Source organism: Brevibacillus gelatini (genome assembly GCF_003710935.1).
Taxonomy (GTDB): Bacteria; Bacillota; Bacilli; order Brevibacillales; family Brevibacillaceae; genus Brevibacillus; species Brevibacillus gelatini.
On sequence record NZ_RHHS01000028.1, the window covers coordinates 19,173 to 38,544 of the forward strand.

Below are 19,372 nucleotides of genomic sequence, written 5' to 3' on the forward strand. Positions count from 1 at the left end.
AACATTGTGGAGACGAGTCGTAATCCTTACTGTGGCCATTGTCATGCTTACCGGTGTTGGCCTGACGACATTTGGTGTGTATAAAGCAGATGCCGGTAAAGGTGGAGCTGTAGGGAGCTGGATCGGAAATCTTTTCAAAGACGGTTGGTTTGGAAAAATTTCAGATAAGGCAACGAAAGTGGGGGAAAAAGCGAAGAAGGTTTATGACAAGGCAAAATGGGGAGCGATCCTCACCGGTATTGGTGTTTCAGCGTATGATATTGCCTTTAATGACGCCAACTTCCTGGGGAGTAGTGTAGGTTTCGTGGTTCAGAAGGTAGCCGCATGGCTCGAACTCTTGATTCCGCCGCCGGAGCGGCAAATCTTTAACTTTGAAATTGTGAAGAGCGAAGACGGTACAGAAGAGGTGCGATTTAAGGACAAAGACCGTTTTGCCTACTATCGCTTTAATGAAAGTACATGGCAGATCATCAAGTACATCTACTACTACATGATGGGAATCTTTTGGGCAGGAGCTGTCATTATCGTAGGGTATCAGGCAAATTACCTGATGTTTCCGAGCGGTGTTCAGGATCGCATTACTGCCCGAAGCATTATCTCCACCATGGTTCTTTCAGCGTTGGCAATCCTGTTTATCCCCTTTCTTGTCGGGATCTATTCCGATATTGCCATGCTATTTGTCGCCCTGTTCGCCAATTTGGTCGATCCAGAAATTGTCGTGCAGGGGTTATTGAATTACAGCATTGAGGACAAGTTGACGGAAGCATTGCTGAAGTTGATCTCTCTGGCTCAGCACGGGATGATCTTTTTTATTTACTTCATGCAGAAGATTGTCATCATGGGGTTATTGGTGCTGTTCCCGATCATTGCGATGCTGCAAAATTTTCCCTCCAAGCGTCACCTGTTTGGATTGTGGAATCGGGAAATGCTGACCAACCTGTTCACGCAGCCGGTTCATGCCTTGCTCTACTGTTTTGCCTTCAATCTCATGCAGGATGCCCCTGATGTGGAGAAGATTGCCTATTCAGTCGTATTATTGCTTGCGATTATTCCAGCTGGGGCTTTTGTGCGGGAAGTATTTCAAGGTGGTGGATTTGCTCAAGAGGGAGCAGGGTGGATGCGGAAGATGGCCTATCTGACTCTTTCGGGTCTTGGAATTGCGGGTGTCATGAACACAGGGAAGTTAGCCATGCAAAGCTTTCACGGGATGCGTGACGCTTATCAACAAAGCGGCTTGGCTCAACCCGGCGAAAGTCTAAGGCAGTCCATTGGAAATACCCTGCGGCGTGGATTCCAGTTTAGTGCAGGCGCTTTTGGAGGATTAGCGGGAATGGCATTGGCCGGTGCGCCCGGTATGTTAGCGGGAACGAAAGTGGGTACCAGACTGTCAGGATATGCAGCCAACCAAATCACCGCGGCAGCGTCGTCACCGGAAGTACGAAAGGGTCTCCACAGCGTAGCATCTCGTCTTCCGTTTTTGGATCGTGATTACCATCGCCAAAAGGCAGCAGCCTACCAGCAGATGATGGAATTACCACAAAAGTGGGCAGAAGCCCGTCAGCGTGAAGAGGAAGCAGCATTTGCTCTCCGTCAGGTTGACAGCCAGATTAGCCCGGTTTTTGCAGCGAAGCAGGATCACATGCAAGCCAAACGTAACCTTGATGCTTTGTATCAACAAATGGAGCCGGAAGAACGCGTAAAAGCAAGAAACCTGTTACAGCAGCATGAAGGGGCGTATCATCGTTCACGGACGCAGCTGATTCATGCCAACCAGACGGTTCAGGATGCCAAGCAAACGTACGAAAGGGCGTTGGCAGATTACCAAGCCATCAAACCAAATACACCGGAAAAGAACATGGCCCGCCAGCAGGTGGAACAAGCCTACAAGCAGTTACAGCAAACGAAACGGGCTGTAAATACCGTTTATCGGAGCGAAGATGTTCAATCAATCATGAAAGCCGGTTATCGCCCTGGTTCTTCCCTTGCTCAATATTTGGAAGCAGGCTATCAGGTGAATCAGGCTGCACAGAGAGTACAGCGAGCAGAATCTCATGCAGGTGCTCGATACGAGGAGTTGGAACGAACCTATCAAGGAGCAGCGGAAAACTATCAACAAGCGTTGGCTGGAAGGATGAACGCGGAGGGGCAGAAAATGCATCTTGAAAAAGTTACCGGGAAGCTGATTCCTTTAACCTCTTCTGGTCCATCCGTTCCTGTGAGGAAGTACCGCATTGAACCGGTATTTACGCCAGCGCCGCAGCAAACAGCACTCCGGCCCGTATCTCAAGGGAAAAGTTCACTCCAACATTCATCGGGAGAGGCATTTCGGCAGCCCTATCGACAAACGTCTGTGAACGTTGAACCCGCATGGTTCGCTGATCCGGTTACCGAAAAACAAGCGTACACACTAGAAAAATTGGGGGTTCCAGCAAGCACAGTAAAGAACAAGGGGGAGGCACACTTGATTATCAGCAGTTTCAGAAAAGGTGAAGAGGGATTGGAACTCCAAAGGAGATTCCGTAAAGAATGATGGAACGGTTGAAAAAGGTGGGCGCGCTCATGGCCCGCCTTCTTTTTCGTTATGTCAAACGAATGGTGTTCTCTCTCATTTTGAGCATGATACCACTGCTTTTTATTGTGCTTCTCGTGATGTTAACCCTAGACTCGATGTTCAATCTCACGGGGGGAATGCTGAACTTTACCGGAAGAGATGATTTTGATCCGAAAATCGGTCTGGAAATCAAAGCGGCGTATGAGCAGAAAGCAGCTACATGGAAAGAAGGATTGACAGAAGAGGAAATTGACCAAGTCTTCCAGCATGATCATCAACTTTCATGGGGCATCATGGCTGCTATCGACAAACTAGCCTACAACTTCGACGATCTATCCCAAATGGAAAAGTATCTGAACCAAACCTACGAGCTGGTCAAGCCGGAGTTTCGCTTCCGAATCGCTTGTGATGGCAAAACCCTTCTTGATTTTGCTCATACCTACATCGGGACCTATCAGTATCATTACCAACCCGTTTATGAGCAGCATTCGGACGGCACCCGAACATGCCGTGAGGAGTTAACACGCGTAGACACGAACTTCACGTATGGAAAGTTGAAACAGGCGCTTCGACACTATGGCTTGGAGGATAACCAGAATATCGACATCGTTATTTTCCAAGCCTATGGATTTGATCGGGATCTGAAAGATCCCCGCGTGAAATACCTGTTTCCTCCGGAAATGCAACAAGTGATTGCCCGATCGCCAATTGGTTCTGCCCCCAGAAATGAGGTGGGAGAAATCGATTTGTATGCTCTCCTGCCGGAACGAACGCCAAAAGAATTTATTGAATCCATGATTGCAAAAGTTCAGGTCTACGACAATTCGTGGCGTATCAATAAAGGCAGGACACCACTTGGTACACTGCCACGAAGAGGAAGTGATACACGGTTCGGAACGATTGCGGTTGCCGAAGATAACCCATACGGTCTTCAACTCGGCATGAAAGTGTATATTCCGAGGTACGGCTACGCGATTGTGGAAGAATACTCAGAAAACATCAATGATGACATTCTAGCGGATCGTTTTGTCGATGAGGTAGCCAAGTTTTTATTTATATCCTATGATCTCCTCACTTCCTGGATAGACGACATCACCAATCGAACCAAGAAAGAGGAAGTCGTTTACCTTTTCATGGGTGGAGAAGATACAGACGAGGAGAAGTTGGTCAAAGCTCAAGTTGCCCTAGGTAGTGGATTCACGTATTACTACCAATCAATCCCCATCTACATTCTCGACCCTGGCTTTCAAATTGAGCCGCCAAACTATGAAGTGAGGGAAAAAACATTTTGGGATGGCAGTACATGGCCCATTACCAGCTGTTTTTGTTACCGAGAACTATTTGGCAAGCGAGAGTTTCACGATGGGGTTGACTGGGGAGTACCCGAACAAGTTCCAGTTTTGGCGATTAACTCAGGGATCGTGCAGGTTGCGAAAAGTTCGGACTCGGCCGGAAATTACGTTGCGTTAAAACTGGATACACAAGTTCATGAAAAGAATCGTATACAGGACATTGTTGTACGGTATCTGCACCTAAGTAAGTTCGTGGTTTCTTCCGGTCAGAGAGTCCGGCAGGGAGAATTGATTGGGTATGTTGGCAGTACGGGGAGAAGTACCGGCGCCCACCTTCACATGGATGTCACCATTGGAGGGAAACGGCGGGACCCACTCAAGTGGATCGACTTTTTAAAAGCAGACGGTCTTCTGGATGTTTACGGGGAGCAACCTGATTTTGAAGGAGGCGATATTTCCAATCCTGATGATGAATAGAGAAAACGGGTCGGTATTCTAAATGCCCGAGCGAGATGCCTTTCATTTTGGAAGAAAAAAACGTCGGGTCTGGATCATCAAACATTAGGAGGGACATATGAAAAAGTGGGGATGGTTTCTCATGATTGTTTGGTTGCTGTTTAGCTCGGTCGCATACGCCGAGCAAGGACAGCAGCCCCAAAACGACGTCGCTAATCATATTTTATCTGGATTGGAGGAAAGTCAAAAAGGGACGTTTATCATTAAGGAGTCGTCCTCCTTGGAAAACGATGCGTTCCTGGATTGGTTGGAGAAAAAAACGGAAGTCATTCGGTCATGGTTAACAGAACTATCTCTGAAACTATCGGTTACATTTCTCTTGATGGTAGGACCGTTTCTCATTTTGGGATCGGTGCTGCTGTTTTTTTTAGGACTAAAAAAAATACTGGCATGGATTTGGTCCTTTCTTTTCTTTGTCGCACTAGGATTGTTTTTAACAATCCATGGCGTCCCATTATTACGCAAATTCATTGAATTCCTCCAGTGAGGTGATGGTCTTGAAAATTGTTTTTGCCACAGGGGATGAAGCGCTGGATGATTATGTGAGCAAAAAGGATGGCATTTTGGAAGTCGGCAGGGCATTGTATGCGGAACAGCTTGTCACCATGGTTCCTTCATTGAAACCAGACGTTGTATTGTTCTCGGAAACCATTCCGACTTCCCGTTTTGATCAGAATGCGGGACATGTGGGGGCGGAAGCAAACATTCTCAAAATAATGGAGTCAATTGTCGAGGAAGGGATTCGTGTTGTCATGATCCTCAATGAACGCCCGCCAGGTCATCCCTTTTTGGCAAGGCTGATTGGATTGGGAATCTACGATTTGATCATGGGGGATACCATCAAGGTGGATCAGGTGATTGCCGCTCTTCACCATCCTGGTACTCGTAAACAGGTGAAACACCTTCTTCGTCAGGAAGAGGAGCTTACATCGGAGGATACCTACCGAGCAAAAGAAATTAAGCTGGTAGCGACTGAAGAGAAAAATCAGGAAGGTTCTCAACGTCCGATAAACCAACGGGTATTCCGATTTTCCAAGTCTGTGACGGACGTAAGAGAAAAGCTAAGAGAGAAATGGGAAGCACGTGAGAAAGAAAACAAAACCGCTCCCGAAAGATCAGTGATGGCCGAGAAATCAGCTGTAGAGGCTCGTAATAAAGAACCAGAAGCGACTCCGGAGAAAATCATTGTGCTGTATTCACCTGAATCGACTGGAAAAACATATGTCGGCGTGAATACGGCTATTGCTGCAGCCAAACGATTACGTGTTCCCGTTCTATACAAGGATTGTACGCCGACATGCAAGACGAAACTGTGGTTTAACGCGCCAACGTTTCCGTTTACGCTATCCGACATCCCCCTTACGGTTGCAGGTAGGGATGCTAAGCCTTCTGCCAAGATTGGCGTACTGATTGTGGAAGCAGCAAAAAAGGATGATATCCCACCAGGGGCTGTTGTGTATGTAATCGTAGATTCAGATTACGCCCGGCAGGTGATCATCAGCAAGGCGCTGGATGGAATTCAACCCGCCGGAGTGATATGGAATATGGCATATGATGGGGCTTGTCACCCCCAAGAACTGATTCCTCTCCTCCTTGCGTTGGCGCTTCCGTATGACCATGCAGCCCATCTGGACATTGCGAACGGCATCCCCCGAGCGTTTTCAGATGAGGGGCTATGCGATCAATTGGTCAAGATCGTTCAAATGGACCCACTCCATCAGTACATGAGAAGTGGTATCGGATGAGGATGCACGAGATGCGTGTATGGCAGAAACGGGATTATCGGTTGTTCAATGGGATGATGGCAATCGCTGTCATCTGTTTTTTAACCCACTACTATGTAGGGATGTTTCTTTTGTGCCTGGCTGCAACTCTGTATGTGGGAGCCGTTGTTCTAGTTTTTTTCGGTGTCGCCAAACGGCAGGCGATCAAGAAGAAATACTATCGTGAAGCCAAGCAAATGGGCCTGGAGAGAACATTTGTGATCCCCTACAACGAGTCCGACGACGAAATTTGGTTTGAAATTCACTTGATAGAACCAGGTGTAAAGCGAAGAAGTACGCCTGTTCGGGTATTGAGACAGTACATCCGTGATTTGCAGCGGTTGTACAGCTTCGCTAAAACGTATCCGAAAAAGAGGGTGGTTTTCGTCGGAACCACCCATCAAACGTTGACGATTGCAGCCATGAAGGAAGCCAAACGGCTAGGTCTTGCTTATGAAGTAGCGCCCATCATACATGACCAATCAGCTCCGATGACAAAAAGAGAGTGGAGAGGTGTACTACGGAAGATGTATGGCGACGAACAAAACATACGAGCCCCGGCGAAAGGGGAGTGGCGCACACTCATTGTTCGTGTGGAAAATCCTTGATGACTGAAAAACGAAAGGAAGATGATTATGCTCGCTACTCAAACACAGCGTGTATTTTCTACAGTTCCCTTGAAAAATAAAGACGTAACAGTTGTTTCACCCGATCAGTTGCTGTCCCATGTGCAGGAAACTCCAAATGCCATCGTGTATCTTCTCTGGCCAGAGGATAAAGTTCTGCTCCCTCTTCTGCGGGATCATGCAAAGGTGTATGTCCTTGGGAATTTTAAGAGCGAACAATACGTCGAAGAAATGAAGGATGCCATGCGGAATGGTGCCCACGACTTCCTGGATCGTACGGATCATGTTTCCACAGCTTCATATGATACAAACGATTCGGAAACGGAAACGAAGCCTGTTGAACACGTCATTCGCTTGGTACCCAGGACAAGACCATCTTCTTCGGTTCCCCGGAGCAAAGAACAATCAAAGTTTTCGGAACCGATGGAACATGAAGAGCAGCAAAGGAAGGAAGAAAAACAAGAGTTCCATCCTCCGATTGACCAGCAACCTGAGACTGTATCCGTCAACTTCTCACGTCTGGATGAACTTCACATTCGGCCCATCGGGGGACGACAGATGTTTGTGGTTACCTCAACAAAGGGGGGAATCGGAAAAACAACCATCGCCATGAACGTGGCCCGGCTGTTGCATGATCATGCAAACGGTCGGGTCATTCTTGTTGACTTGATGCACCCACACGGCAACGTGACAACAAGAATGCGAATCAAGTCGGAAGTAAATGTGAAAACGTGGGAGCCGTACTTCGAGAACAACGCGCTTGTAACGGATCAAGTAATTCTCACCAAACTGGTGGTTAAGCACCCCAACGGCCTGTATGTACTGCCTGGTGTGAATGTAGGCCAATCTTGCTCTCCCGAGCTTGTCGGCTACATTTTGACCCATCTCACTCGGACATTTGACTACGTGGTGATTGATATCGGGCCAGAGCGGCAAGACCTTCTCAGTGTGGCGATGTCGATGGCAAACAGGACCCTGCTGGTCGTTGACTACGATTTGGCAACCATCAAGGATTCACAGGAATATCTGGATCTTTGGAGCAGACGGCAACTATTCTTAGAAAAAATCAGTGTGTTGGTCAACTTTGAGCCGACGAAGAAAGACCGGAATACCCTGACGAGGGAAAAATGCAAAGCCTACCTCAACGGGTTGTCCATCATCGGGTTTCTGCCGGAGGCGGCCGGCATGCGGGCCATTCACAATGAGGGGAAGGTGCTGGTACAAGAAGATAAATCCCATCCCTTCTCTGTTGCCCTCATCGGAGTTATGGAGTCGCTCGTATCCGGATTTACGCTTAAAGAGAAACGAGGGTTTTTTGCAAGGCTGTTTGGAGGGAAAAAATCATGAAGAAGTTTTTAGCAGTAATTTTGGCGCTTTCCCTTGTGGGAAGCGCCCACTCTTTTGCGTTCGCGGAAAAAAAGGCTACGGTATCCATTCCGGAAGGGACGAGCGCTTATAAAATCGTGGACAAGGAGGGGAATTTTGTAGATTTGGAGTTTACGTACAAAAAGGATGTAATAACGGTGGTGGTTACGGTTCCCAATACCGAAAACGATCCCCAAATTATAACGGTTCCTCTTGAAAATACTGAAAAAAGGGACGAAGACAGTGCTGACAGTACCGGCGGAGATCTGAAGAATGATTCGATATTCAGTGTACCCATGGATTCTGTAAACCATTGGGCGAGAAACGACATTTTGCTAATGAACCAACTCGGGTTACTGAAAGGTTATCCAGATGGAACGTTTAAGCCGGAAAAAACCATCACGAGAGCGGAATATGCTGCGCTCTTGGAGCGTGTGTTAAAAATGGCATCAACAGTTCCTAAGTCAGTGGAAACAACGGTCTTTTCTGATGTAAAACCAGATGATTGGTTTTTCGGGCCGGTTTCTTCTCTGGTAGTCCGTAAGAACATTAATCCGGAAGTATATTCGGAAGGGCATTTCTTCCCTAATGCTGCGATCCCGCGTGAAGAGATTGCCCTCTGGACAGCCGTAGATGTTCCTGAAATCTCTTCGCAAGATGTGAAGTTCAAGGACGAGAGTGCCATGAAGTATCCAGTTGACGTGAAGAAAGTGGCTGCTGCTGGGCTCTTAAAGGGCTTTCCTGATGGATCGTTTCGACCCAACGGTAACACCACTCGTGCAGAAGCCGCGACTATGATGGTTCGTTTTTTGAAGATGAAAGGAATCATCAATGAACAAAATGAGCGGAAGATGTAGAGAAGGGGAGTGAGACAATGAAAAAATGGATAAAGCAAGCTACGGCTGCAATTACCGCTGCAGTATTACTGTTCTCGTCTATGCCTCTGAAAACGGAAGCTGCAACGCAGACGATCAGTTTTCCTTCCAGCCCAAGTAGATCACAGTCAAAAACCATTACCATCCCTAACCTTAAGAGTGTTACCAGTATAAGCGTAGATACAGGGACAGTTTCATACACGGTCAATGGAAATAATGTAACCATTACCGTGAACAATGGGGCTCCGACTGGAAGCCACACACCGTCTAAGACGGTGACTGACTCATTGACGAATACAACTGGTTCGTTCCCTAGTAGCATCTCTTACAATTCAGGAGGGTACTCGGGAACACTTTATAAAAGCGGAAGTGTAACCCAAGTCCAAACAGGAGGGACTTATATTCCCGCGGACTCTTTTGTTGCGGAGGAAACGAGAAGCTTTTCAAGGAGCGGTGATCCGTGCAATTTACCTCCTTTTAATGCGCCAGATAATATCCCTTATAACTCGGGAGGCTACACGGGAACACTTAAATGGGTTGAGAAGACGAATTTCAATTATGTAAGATGTCCGGAAACTGATGGAACTGATACGTTATATGCAACATCTTTGACGATTAGGTACAAGGGAACAGTTACTAGACCTGAAATCGATACACGAACGTATTCCTATACGCAGAACTATAGTGGGACCGTATACGGATCAACAACATATTATTATTCCTACAATGTAACACTCACTTATGTAGATAACACGAAACCAACTCTTACGCTGACAACGGTGGACAATCTCACCTTATCTGAAGTTTCCGGGTTCAACACTTACACAATTTCCGGGCAAATGAATGATGCCGATGTTGGAGATGTGATCACGACGAAGTATCAAATTGACTCGAATCCCGCGCAAATCATTGCTACAAATCCTTCTACTGGATCACCACAGTCATTTAATAAAACCATCACGATTGACTCAACAATCCCGGAGGGAAACCATGTGTTGAAGGTGTGGGTTGAAGACGATAAGGGAGGAAATAGCAGTATTGAATCAAGGAATTTTGTGGTGGACAAAACCCCTCCAGCAGCACCAACTTTTTCGGAAGATCCGATCGGACAGGCAGTCTCCAAAACAGTCACGATCAACTTTCCATCGGATGCAAATGTAAAAGAGTACAAGATTGATAATGGGGACTGGACGACCTATACCGAACCGCTCACGCTGACAAAAAATGCAACCATCTACGCAAGAGCAATCGATATAGCGGGTAACGAGAGTGTCGCTTCACATTCCGTTACGTCGATCGGTCCGCCCAATCCAATTGTGAATGTCGTGGAGTTGTCGGAAGACAGCGTAAAAGTAACAGACACCCAAACATACCCTGACCCTGTAGAACGTCAGTTTAGCATTCTAAAAGATGGTCAGAATATCCAAACCTCAAGCTGGACAGACGAAGAGGAATATACCTTCTCAGGGCTTGCCCCTAACACCATATACGATGTTCAAGTCGATGTCAGATTCAAATGAGGAGTGTGGTTATTGTGAAAAAAGTACGTCAGATAGCAATTCTAACGCTGTTAGGTTGCTTTTCTTTTGCTCAACTTTCATTTGCTGCAAGTGCGGTTTCTACGACGATTGTTAACGTGGTAACTTTGGCAAAGACTCCTACTAACTTGACATTGGACACGGAGGCAGCGACAGACACGTCGCTGCCTTTGCGTTGGGATGCGAATGGAAACCCTTCAAATACCGGGTATACTCTCGAAATGTCTGAAGATCAAACCGACTGGACGGTTGTGCTGGACAAGGGCATTGACGATATGGAAGAAACGGTTACAGGGTTGGTGGGTAATAAGATGTATTATTTTCGGGTTTCGTCGTTCAACCAGGATTCGCCTCCAAAAACAAACGGAGAGTACCTGACCGGTCAATTCCTGACAAAACCTGCTAAACCTGCAACACCGACCGGAAGTGTCGATGGCCAAACCATCACGGTCAACTGGGAGAACGAGCCTGGTACGACGACCAAGCTGTTTGACAGCAACGATCAGCAGCTCACGATCAATGACGGGGACACAAGCAAAACATTGGCCGACTTAACACCGGATACCGCCTATGAGTTTTACATTGTTCATTCCAATGCAACAGGTGATTCAGTGCCATCAGATAAAGTGAAGATCTGGACGGATGCCAAGGAGCCAGCTAATTTACGAGTGACTGACAGCAGTGAAACGTCTTTGACCGTTGCGATTGATGCAAACGGGAATCCGTCTACAACCCAATACAAATATCGTATCAACACAATCGATGGTACGGCTATTGATGAAAGTGACTGGACTACAGACCTGACCTACAACTTTGGCTCTTTATCTCCCGGAAGGTATCGGGTATACGCAAAAGCCCGAAATAACCCGCAAAACCCGAATGCGAAAGAAACGGCCGAGATCGAGCTGGTGACGGGGACTGTACCAGCTGCACCTACGGTTAATACCGTTCCGACGGAAGACTCGATCACAGTAACGCTTACACCGAATTCAGATTCGACGAATGTTGAGTTCCGAATTGTCCTGCAGGATGAGAATGGCCAGGAGGTTGCGACTACAGATTGGGCTCAACAAGGTACGGGATGGGCTGCCTCCGAACTGACGTACACGTTTACCGGTTTGCAGCCCAATCGAAAATACAAGGTGCTTGGGGAAGCACGATATGCAGAGTAAGGAGGTTTCATGATGAAACAGCGCTGGAGAAAGGTTGGCTTGGCCCTTGTATTCCTTGCAGGCCAACCTGCTCATACGATTTTTGCGGCCAATCCGTCTGTAGTGGCTGAGCAAGAGGAATGGACACTGGCAACTGTACCTAAGTTGTCTGTAGCCGGGGTGTCTGGAAATACACACACTGTTCAAATTGACACGAATAACCCATCGGGAACGGAAATGAAAATGGAGAAGTCGGGATCTCCCGACTTCTCTGTTTTTGATGTCGTGCAAGATTGGACCCCACACAATGACGGAGATACGTTTACCCTTGACCTGCAAGATGCGGAAACCGTGTATATCCGTATCAAAGCACGAAATGGGAAAGGGCTTGAGACTTTGTACTCGGAGCCTCTAACACTCATTCAGGCTCCAGCCATGCCTACCTTGGCTTCTCAAGATAGTACGGATCGTAGTATAACCTTGGTTGTCAACCCTGTACAGGGGGCACATGTTTACAAAGTGAAACGCTCCGATTGGGATGAGGCGAAAGTGTTTACAGACACGACTTTTACAGATGACACGGTTTCACCAGGAAGGCCGTACACGTACGAGTTTTGGGCTGAAAATATTGTCATGAGCAACAAGAATATGATTACCATTTGGACCAAGCCGGCGCCGCCGATCTTGAAGGTCCAAAACGTGACCGCAACGAGCATTACGTTAAAAGTTGACCTCAATGGGAATCCGGATGATGTTTTAATAGAGGCTAAACGTGAAGGAGGAAATCCTGTTGTAAATGGAACCTTGATCGAAGAAACCGGACTCAAGGAGAATACGGAGTACACCTATGAGGCCCGAGTTGAGTCTTCCAATCACGAGTATTCCGAATGGGTTTCAGAAACATTCCGAACGGGAATGATTCCGGTTACTTCTGATCCCGATCAGGAATTTGACAAAGCAGCGGGGGACATCTTCTCCGAGGTTGTGTACCAGGTGGACGCTGACGATACAGGGGCATGGGTCGATGTAATTGTGAAAAACACACGTGGAATGGATGTTCAGGGGACAGTCAATGGGGTTACTCAATCCTTGGGTGACGAATCCGTTCGATTTGGTGATCTTGAGTGGAACAAGGATTATGTTCTGACAATTGTAGTCAGTGACGGTACCAGAAAGAGAGAAAGGCAATTTACAATAAAAACCCCGGAAAAACGTACATCAGAAGAGGAGACATTCAGGAAAGAAGCAGCACAGATTATTCAATCCATCAACCTGGTCGCCGATGGTCAGATCAACTCCGGAAAAGCCTGGATCGAAGTTGAGGTACCACAATCCAACTACGCTGTGGTCGCAACCATCGAAGGGGTTTCCCAAGAGATTACGAAGAAAGCACGCTTTGAAAATCTGAATGACAAAACCGCCTATGTCGTTTCTTTCGAGGTACGTAATGGCAAATACTCGTATCGTGCACAACGGGAGATCACCACTCCGAACCGGACAGCTCCAGAGGTGGTAAACATCTCGAAGAGCGGCGGTCATTTGCAGATTGAGGTTTTGACCCATTCAGAGCTGAAGAATTGATCGACAGCGCCCTTGTCAGAAAATGACAAGGGTATTTTTTAATCATTAAAAGAAAAAATGATTGCAAACATTGGTTGGATATGGTAATGTGGGTATTGACAATAAGTAAGTGCTTGAATTGCGCTTTTATATTGATTGTGGTGTCCACAACGAAAAGCTCTCAGGATCGTAAAAGCAGTTTACCCGGTATATCAGGTGGAAGGGTGATCTGCTTCTACTCTCGAGTGTTTTATGATATGCTAATTACAACAGTAATTGTACACACTAAAAAAGACCAACAGCGCGGCAACGCTGTCGGTCCTGCACAATAGTCGTTCCCCGCAAGGGGCGGCTCAATACTTGGTGTGAAATAGACCGCTGAGCTGCTAACTCAAGGGCGGTCTATTTCCTTTTGTGGAAAGACAGTATGGCTACGAGCAACATGCCAAAGGCAAGCATCAAAGAAAGAGCTTCGTATACTGTCATTGTCTCACCCCCTTCCCTGATGGGGTAGAGAGTGAGCCGACCACCCTTGAGGAGCCGTTTCTATTGTGCAAGAAAATTATACCATACCGGAACAAGAAAATGGCTTTATCTGGAACGTCAAAATGGACTTTTGCAGCAAAAAGAAGTATAATAACCACCAAAGAGGATCATACAATAACAAAGACCGCAGGTGCTAGCAACACCTACGGTCTTACACAATAGCCGCCCTCAAAGGCGTCGGCTCATATTCTGGGGAAGTAGATCACCATGCTGCCAAGCTCAAGGGTGATCTACTTTTTTCTTCCGATGTTCAGCAGTGTTACGACCAAAGCGATCAACGCAACAACAAATGTTCCAAACTGGATCATCAGATTCATTGCGTAGTGTGCTGACATCATGGATCTCACCCCCTTTCCCTGATGGGGTAGAGAGTGAGCCGACCACCCTTGAGGAGCCGATTCTATTGTGCAAGAAAATTATACCATACCGGAACAAGAAAATGGCTTTATCTGGAACGTCAAAATGGACTTTCATAGCAAAAAGAAGTATAATAACCACCAAAGAGGGTCATACAATAAAAATGACCGCAGGTGCTGGGAACACCTACGGTCCTGCACAATAGACGTCCCCCAACAAGGGGGCGGCTCAAATCGTTGGTGAGTAGACCTCCAGGCCTACCAAGCTCAAGGGAGGTCTACTTCTTTTTGTGGAATGACAGCACGGCTACGATCAGCAGACCGAAAGTAAGCATTAATGAAAGTGCTTCGTACACTGTCACGATCTCACCCCCTTTCCCTGATGGGGTAGAGAGTGAGCCGACCACCCTTGAGGAGCCATGCTATTGTACAATGAAGATTATACCATGGATTGAGATTTTGAGTACCAGCCTCTGGCAAAACGCCAGGGGCTTTTCATTTTTATAGAAAGAGTTTTCGCAACTTCCAGAGGAGGGAAAAGTATGAAATAATATAACGCTAGGAAAAATCGGGAGAGAACAAAAAAAATGAGGTGATTTCATATGAAAAAGATTCGTTTTGTTAAGTATCTCCTTGGAGCAGCTCTTATGACCGCTGCCATCAGTCCGGTCACAGTTCGCGCGGACAGTAAGGACATTCAGGTAAAGGTGGACAATGTCTCTGTCCATTTCCCAGACGCAAAGCCTTTCATTGATCCATCTACCAGTCGGACGATGATCCCGGTTCGCTTTGTTAGTGAAAAACTGGGCGCCTCAGTAGACTGGGATGGAGCAAAACAAACCGTCATTATGAACAAGGACGGAAAGCAAATCTCGCTCAAGATCGGGGAAAAGAAGGCAGTCGTAGCCGGTCAAGAGATCACTTTTGATGCAGCTGCCACGCTGCAAAACAATCGTACGTTTGTTCCGCTGCGATTTGTCAGTGAAGCCTACGGCGCAAAAGTAGACTGGTTGGCAACTGAACGACTTGTACTGATCACCACGAACCTGTCTGATGGGAATGGAACCCCAGATACAGCAACACCAGGCACCGGCCAACCAGGAACAGCCAATCCGGGAAGTGGGAATTCTTCAGTTACGCCCGGCAGTTCAGGTGTAGGGTCGAAAGTTGGTCTGGATGAGCAGTTTACGGTTGTAGCTCCTTCTTATCCTGACTTCCTTCTCCCCAAAGATTCTACAACTGAGCCGGCGGTTGAAGCCTTTCTTAACAGCTTGAAGTTCGAAAACGGAGTAATAACAGGTAAAATTCCTCAACTGCCGGAAGGGCATGTTATGGCGCTTACGTATACGGATGATAAAGACAAAAATCTGAATCAGAATTTAACGAAAACTAAAGAAGGTGAATCATTCTCTATTACGGTCAGTGAGAATGGTGGACAAATAAACTTTGCTATTTTCCAAGGGAATGTTGGGAAAAATGGAGTGTTTGTATATGTCCCGGAGATGAAAGTCGAATGGGGTGCTAAGAGATGAAACCACGAAGAATTATTTGTTTGGCACTTACTTTTATTTTCTTGACTTCGACGATGGTCTCGGCAGCTGCAACTTATCCCTATGGGAAACATTATTATGGGGAAAAAGACATTTACTTGCAAGGTGATTTATCTTCTTCCGGTCTATCAGGTGTCCAATGGAGGCCTTCGATCGCCTATCGGCACGATCTGAAAATCAGGAACGTTATTACCGGAGTGGAAACCCCAACTAGCGGTTACTTGCAAACGGTCCAATTCGACATCCAACCACTTCCTGGTATAGAACCAGAAGACAAGTTTAAAGACAAGTCTGGGTATCACTTAATTCCACTTGAGGAAGAACTCATTAAAGACCTGGTGGCTAAGGCGAATGGTAATGCCCAATGGGTATGGGAGCAAGTCAGCAAGTCTAATCCTCACCCGATTGTAAAACAATACTTGGTTAACAACGTCCCCTATATCGACATAGGGGCCGTTTTTTATTTATCCGGTGGTGGTTTGAACAATATAGCCCGAGTAGAAAATGGAGATGGAATTACATCGCCATTGTTCCAAACTCACTATGACAGCACACCATGGCCTTCCATTCCTATCCTGGAACAAAATTCGGATGGGAGTCTTCGTATTAAAGCGTTGGCCCACTCGATTTATGATACGGCGATCACTGGAGTAATCACCGTCAACGGAACGGATACGAAGGAGCTCTTTTCGAGAAATTCGCCGGTCAACAACTACACCGTTACCTATGAGGGGAATGTTCCCTTGTCTGAACTGCCCGGTTTAAAACAGGGGCAAAACCAAGTAACACTGACGGTCAGCGACAAGTTTGGAAGAACAGCTTCCAAATCGGTTGTTATCCAAAATGGAATCACACAGGGCTGCCAACCCGTTCTTGTGAAGATGAGGGATACGACGCAGAGAATTTACTTCCCGGATGTATCAGATGGATCGACTATCAAATACGGGGGGCCGCTCGTCTGGGGGATGCAGTATAACTCAGCAGTTTGCTCTGTACTTGAGTCGATTAACAAGAACAATGGGATCGGGGAAAAACTGAATCAACCGATTCGGGTGTCGGACATTCAAACCAGCATCTTTTTGAATCGTTGGGAATTTAAGATTGGCAAAAGCAACAATGGGGTCATCCTGGAAAATCTCTCGAAAGAGACGAGGCCATTGGTAGCCTACCTCGTTGAGACAAAGGGAGAAAAGTTCTTGAAACGATATGAGGTGAATAAAGGCCAATCGGTGGAGATCGTTCTTCCAGAGAAGAAGTACAAGGGTGAATATTCCATCCAGTTCCCGTCCCCATTGGTTGACAGCGGTTTTTGGGCTAAGGCCACCACAACGAGTGAAGGACTGCCAGCCAGCTACACTTATCCAGATGAGGTAAAGGGAGCCATTCAAGCGATTGTTAATTTCCAAAAGTGAGAGGTGGGATAGTTGAGGAACAGAAGGAAAATCCTGATCCCGTTAATCGTAATTGTGTTCCTGCTGGGTACGATTTTCCCCGCGTCAAGTTTTTCAACAAGTCGGCCTCCTGTGATCTACTCGCTGACGATCAATGGGCAAAATGATTCGACAGTATATGTAGACGTAGGGGAAGTTAGTTATTCAATTTTGTTGGAAAGCTTCTCAGCGAACAAGAAGGCGATAGTCTCCCTGGAGTACAGGAACACTGAGACCAATCAAACGACAACAGTTTTTGAAGAACAATGGCTTGAAGAAAAGGCAAACTCCGGGACTTTTTCTCTTCAAAAGGGAACGTATGAGGTCACGCTTCATGCGAAAGATGAAGAGGGGTATATAGCGCAACCTTATACGGTAACGGTTATTGCAGGCAGCGAAACGAACTTGAAGCTGCTTGAGGTGAGTCCCAATCCGATCCTGATCAAACGAGATAAGGAGACGCGAGATGTTTCGGTAATCGTGGAAAATCAATCACCAAGTCCGAAAACAACGAATGTAGCATGGAAATGGGAGGGTGATCCACAATGGCAGGAAGTCAAGCAAGTAACTTTGCTGGGGAGGTATGAGAATCTGGGGCGCCAAACCATACCGTTTTCCATCACGTTTGACATGCAGGGGAAAAAGGAAACAGCGATTGAATTCGTAGTGAATCCCGATCACAATCCTTTGGAACAAGACTACGGGGACAATCACGCGAACATGATCGTTCAGTTTGACTTCGCGGATTTAGAAATCGGGGAAGGCATTTTGACTGGTAAGACAGCCACTGGAATCACAGTCGAGTTTCCTGTGAAGCAAAAAGATTTGCCGGGACGTACTCAAACGCTGGTCACATCCATGGAATATGGATTGGGGGCAGAAGCAACAAGATTGGGCGAGGTATCGAATATCTCACTCGGGGTTGGAGAAGAAAAATTCATTTCGGCAACGTTTCCGCTGCAAAATACCGTATATGCTCGGCTCAATCCACATGAAAATGCGCCTCCGGTTGAGTTCTATGGGTTCCATAACAACTTGGAAGTCACTACGCTTGATTTGACGAAGAATGTGAATCTGTACGTCAAATCAGTCAAAGGTGGGGTCTATCGTCAGGGAGACAATGTTACGACGCTTGTACTGGTAGGGAACATACCAGATAGCGTTATGCCCGAAACAGTCGATCTCGTTCTGCGTTTCGATGGAAAGGAAGTTGGCCGACGAACTGTTCATCTGAATCCAGGCGAAGAGCGGGAAGTTCCTTTCGAGTGGAAGACGCCGGTAACTGGAAGATCTGATAGGGTGACATATAAACTGGAGGCCGAGATCCACCCTCAACCACGGAAATTTGACGAGATTACGTACACGGACAATATCAAATCAGCAAGTGTCGTATTGCTTCCTGAAGAAGTGGTCGGGGCTGCTTGTCGCGGGACAGTGATCCAGACGACAGCGGTATCAGGCACCTATGAATATTATTGCAATTGTACACCTGTTGGCTGCAGCATCTGCATCGGAGAGTATTATGAGTCCATTGTTGTTACACCAGAGTATCAGACGGCAACCGTAAAAGCGGGGATGGGTTTTGCCTACAAGTTGAAAACAGAATACCATAACTCCAATCCGCACAATGGAAGAAAACATGATTTCTCTCGGATCATGGCGGAATTCGATTCAGAGGAGCATCAGGGGGATACGGTTATCCTGCCGGCAGTCGAGTTGGTTCCTCAAAATCCACCACCTGAATCATCGAACATCTGGCAATTTCCACGGGCCAAGATTGAACGGGGACAGAAGGACATAGAGGCTATCGAATACTTTTACACACTCGATCCTTTGGCAGTCGATGAAAGTCAGTACGTGGATGGGCAAAACAAGTATTACACCAGCTTTTATCAAAAGGATGGCACGTATCCGTTTGCGGTGAAGGGGGAAGGGGCTGGAGTGACCTTTACTACTCATACGGATATTGAAGGCAATACGACGGTAACGCCTGTCTCACCACGTCTTTCTACATGCATCGACGAGCAATACAATATCCTTGGGAGTCCTCACGATGACTACATTTATCGACGAGTTGATCCAAACAATCCATATCCCCACAATATTCAACCGGGATGGGATTGGCAAGGATACGAATGGTACTTCGATGAACTGGCTCCCTGGTACAACAGCAATGGAAAGGACCATTCAAGCGGATTAGGGGTTGAGGAATTCTCCGTCTACCCATAAGAAGAACGAAGGTGATCACTTTGA

Annotated in this window: 16 protein-coding genes; 13 read left to right on the top strand and 3 right to left on the bottom strand. The window is 46.8% G+C overall.

What is annotated here, in order from left to right:
* Nucleotides 1-4 precede the first annotated feature (4 nt).
* The 10 genes from EDM57_RS12110 (at nt 5) to EDM57_RS12155 (ending at nt 13,258) form a co-directional block, all read left to right on the top strand.
* A complete protein-coding gene (locus EDM57_RS12110; RefSeq protein WP_148039105.1) occupies nt 5-2,530 on the top strand; it encodes a GumC domain-containing protein in 2,526 nt (841 codons plus the stop codon).
* The gene (locus tag EDM57_RS12115; protein WP_122905011.1) at nt 2,527-4,320 is read left to right on the top strand and encodes a M23 family metallopeptidase; all 1,794 of its coding nucleotides are present in this window, start codon (nt 2,527-2,529) and stop codon (nt 4,318-4,320) included. Before EDM57_RS12110 ends, EDM57_RS12115 begins: the two co-directional genes overlap by 4 nt.
* 97 nt (nt 4,321-4,417) lie before the next feature.
* Complete coding sequence (locus EDM57_RS12120) at nt 4,418-4,846, top strand: hypothetical protein (protein WP_122905012.1); 429 nt, start codon at nt 4,418-4,420, stop codon at nt 4,844-4,846.
* A 10-nt stretch (nt 4,847-4,856) separates the two neighbouring features.
* Nucleotides 4,857-6,104 carry a hypothetical protein gene (locus EDM57_RS12125; RefSeq protein ID WP_122905013.1) on the top strand — a complete coding sequence of 416 codons (1,248 nt, stop codon included), beginning with the start codon at nt 4,857-4,859 and terminating at the stop codon, nt 6,102-6,104.
* 11 nt (nt 6,105-6,115) lie between these two features.
* Nucleotides 6,116-6,730, top strand: a complete 615-nt coding sequence (locus EDM57_RS12130; RefSeq protein WP_148039106.1) for a hypothetical protein — start codon at nt 6,116-6,118, stop codon at nt 6,728-6,730.
* A 27-nt stretch (nt 6,731-6,757) separates the two neighbouring features.
* On the top strand, nt 6,758-8,095 hold the full coding sequence (locus EDM57_RS12135; RefSeq protein WP_170163433.1) for a CpaE/TadZ family protein: 1,338 nt from the start codon (nt 6,758-6,760) through the stop codon (nt 8,093-8,095).
* Nucleotides 8,092-8,970, top strand: coding sequence for an S-layer homology domain-containing protein (locus EDM57_RS12140; protein WP_122905016.1), 879 nt, complete (start codon nt 8,092-8,094; stop codon nt 8,968-8,970). The genes EDM57_RS12135 and EDM57_RS12140 overlap by 4 nt, the downstream gene beginning before the upstream one ends.
* 17 nt (nt 8,971-8,987) lie before the next feature.
* Nucleotides 8,988-10,508, top strand: coding sequence for a hypothetical protein (locus EDM57_RS22985; protein WP_148039107.1), 1,521 nt, complete (start codon nt 8,988-8,990; stop codon nt 10,506-10,508).
* A gap of 14 nt (nt 10,509-10,522) precedes the next feature.
* Entirely contained in the window at nt 10,523-11,698 is a 1,176-nt protein-coding gene (locus EDM57_RS12150; protein ID WP_170163434.1) for a fibronectin type III domain-containing protein, read from the top strand.
* Nucleotides 11,699-11,710: 12 nt separating this feature from the next.
* Nucleotides 11,711-13,258 (top strand): fibronectin type III domain-containing protein, encoded by a 1,548-nt coding sequence (locus EDM57_RS12155; protein ID WP_122905019.1) that lies wholly within the window; start codon nt 11,711-11,713, stop codon nt 13,256-13,258.
* 381 nt (nt 13,259-13,639) lie between these two features.
* Here EDM57_RS12155 and EDM57_RS23735 read toward each other — a convergent pair whose 3' ends face one another.
* The 3 genes from EDM57_RS23735 to EDM57_RS24055 all read right to left on the bottom strand — a co-directional run bounded on the left by EDM57_RS23735 (nt 13,640) and on the right by EDM57_RS24055 (nt 14,546).
* Nucleotides 13,640-13,723: a putative holin-like toxin gene (locus EDM57_RS23735; RefSeq protein ID WP_156110398.1), complete on the bottom strand. Its 84-nt coding sequence runs from the start codon at nt 13,721-13,723 to the stop codon at nt 13,640-13,642.
* 290 nt (nt 13,724-14,013) lie between these two features.
* A complete protein-coding gene (locus tag EDM57_RS12165) occupies nt 14,014-14,121 on the bottom strand; it encodes a putative holin-like toxin (RefSeq protein WP_122905021.1) in 108 nt (35 codons plus the stop codon).
* A gap of 296 nt (nt 14,122-14,417) precedes the next feature.
* Complete coding sequence (locus EDM57_RS24055; protein ID WP_425455802.1) at nt 14,418-14,546, bottom strand: putative holin-like toxin; 129 nt, start codon at nt 14,544-14,546, stop codon at nt 14,418-14,420.
* A gap of 195 nt (nt 14,547-14,741) precedes the next feature.
* Here EDM57_RS24055 and EDM57_RS12170 point away from each other — a divergent pair, with 195 nt between their 5' ends.
* The 3 genes from EDM57_RS12170 to EDM57_RS12180 are packed head-to-tail and all read left to right on the top strand — an operon-like array spanning nt 14,742 to nt 19,348.
* A complete protein-coding gene (locus EDM57_RS12170; RefSeq protein WP_122905022.1) occupies nt 14,742-15,671 on the top strand; it encodes a stalk domain-containing protein in 930 nt (309 codons plus the stop codon).
* Nucleotides 15,668-17,101, top strand: a complete 1,434-nt coding sequence (locus EDM57_RS12175; RefSeq protein WP_122905023.1) for a hypothetical protein — start codon at nt 15,668-15,670, stop codon at nt 17,099-17,101. The genes EDM57_RS12170 and EDM57_RS12175 overlap by 4 nt, the downstream gene beginning before the upstream one ends.
* Nucleotides 17,102-17,113: 12 nt before the next feature.
* Nucleotides 17,114-19,348, top strand: a complete 2,235-nt coding sequence (locus EDM57_RS12180) for a hypothetical protein (RefSeq protein WP_122905024.1) — start codon at nt 17,114-17,116, stop codon at nt 19,346-19,348.
* The last annotated feature ends 24 nt before the right edge of the window (nt 19,349-19,372 follow it).

Coding starts and splice junctions, on each gene's coding strand:
- EDM57_RS12115 (WP_122905011.1), top strand. CDS start 2,527: ATGATGGAACGGTTGAAAAAGGTGGGCGCGCTCATGGCCCGCCTTCTT.
- EDM57_RS12120 (WP_122905012.1), top strand. CDS start 4,418: ATGAAAAAGTGGGGATGGTTTCTCATGATTGTTTGGTTGCTGTTTAGC.
- EDM57_RS12130 (WP_148039106.1), top strand. CDS start 6,116: ATGCGTGTATGGCAGAAACGGGATTATCGGTTGTTCAATGGGATGATG.
- EDM57_RS12135 (WP_170163433.1), top strand. CDS start 6,758: ATGCTCGCTACTCAAACACAGCGTGTATTTTCTACAGTTCCCTTGAAA.
- EDM57_RS12140 (WP_122905016.1), top strand. CDS start 8,092: ATGAAGAAGTTTTTAGCAGTAATTTTGGCGCTTTCCCTTGTGGGAAGC.
- EDM57_RS22985 (WP_148039107.1), top strand. CDS start 8,988: ATGAAAAAATGGATAAAGCAAGCTACGGCTGCAATTACCGCTGCAGTA.
- EDM57_RS12155 (WP_122905019.1), top strand. CDS start 11,711: ATGAAACAGCGCTGGAGAAAGGTTGGCTTGGCCCTTGTATTCCTTGCA.
- EDM57_RS23735 (WP_156110398.1), bottom strand. CDS start 13,723: ATGACAGTATACGAAGCTCTTTCTTTGATGCTTGCCTTTGGCATGTTG.
- EDM57_RS12165 (WP_122905021.1), bottom strand. CDS start 14,121: ATGATGTCAGCACACTACGCAATGAATCTGATGATCCAGTTTGGAACA.
- EDM57_RS12170 (WP_122905022.1), top strand. CDS start 14,742: ATGAAAAAGATTCGTTTTGTTAAGTATCTCCTTGGAGCAGCTCTTATG.
- EDM57_RS12175 (WP_122905023.1), top strand. CDS start 15,668: ATGAAACCACGAAGAATTATTTGTTTGGCACTTACTTTTATTTTCTTG.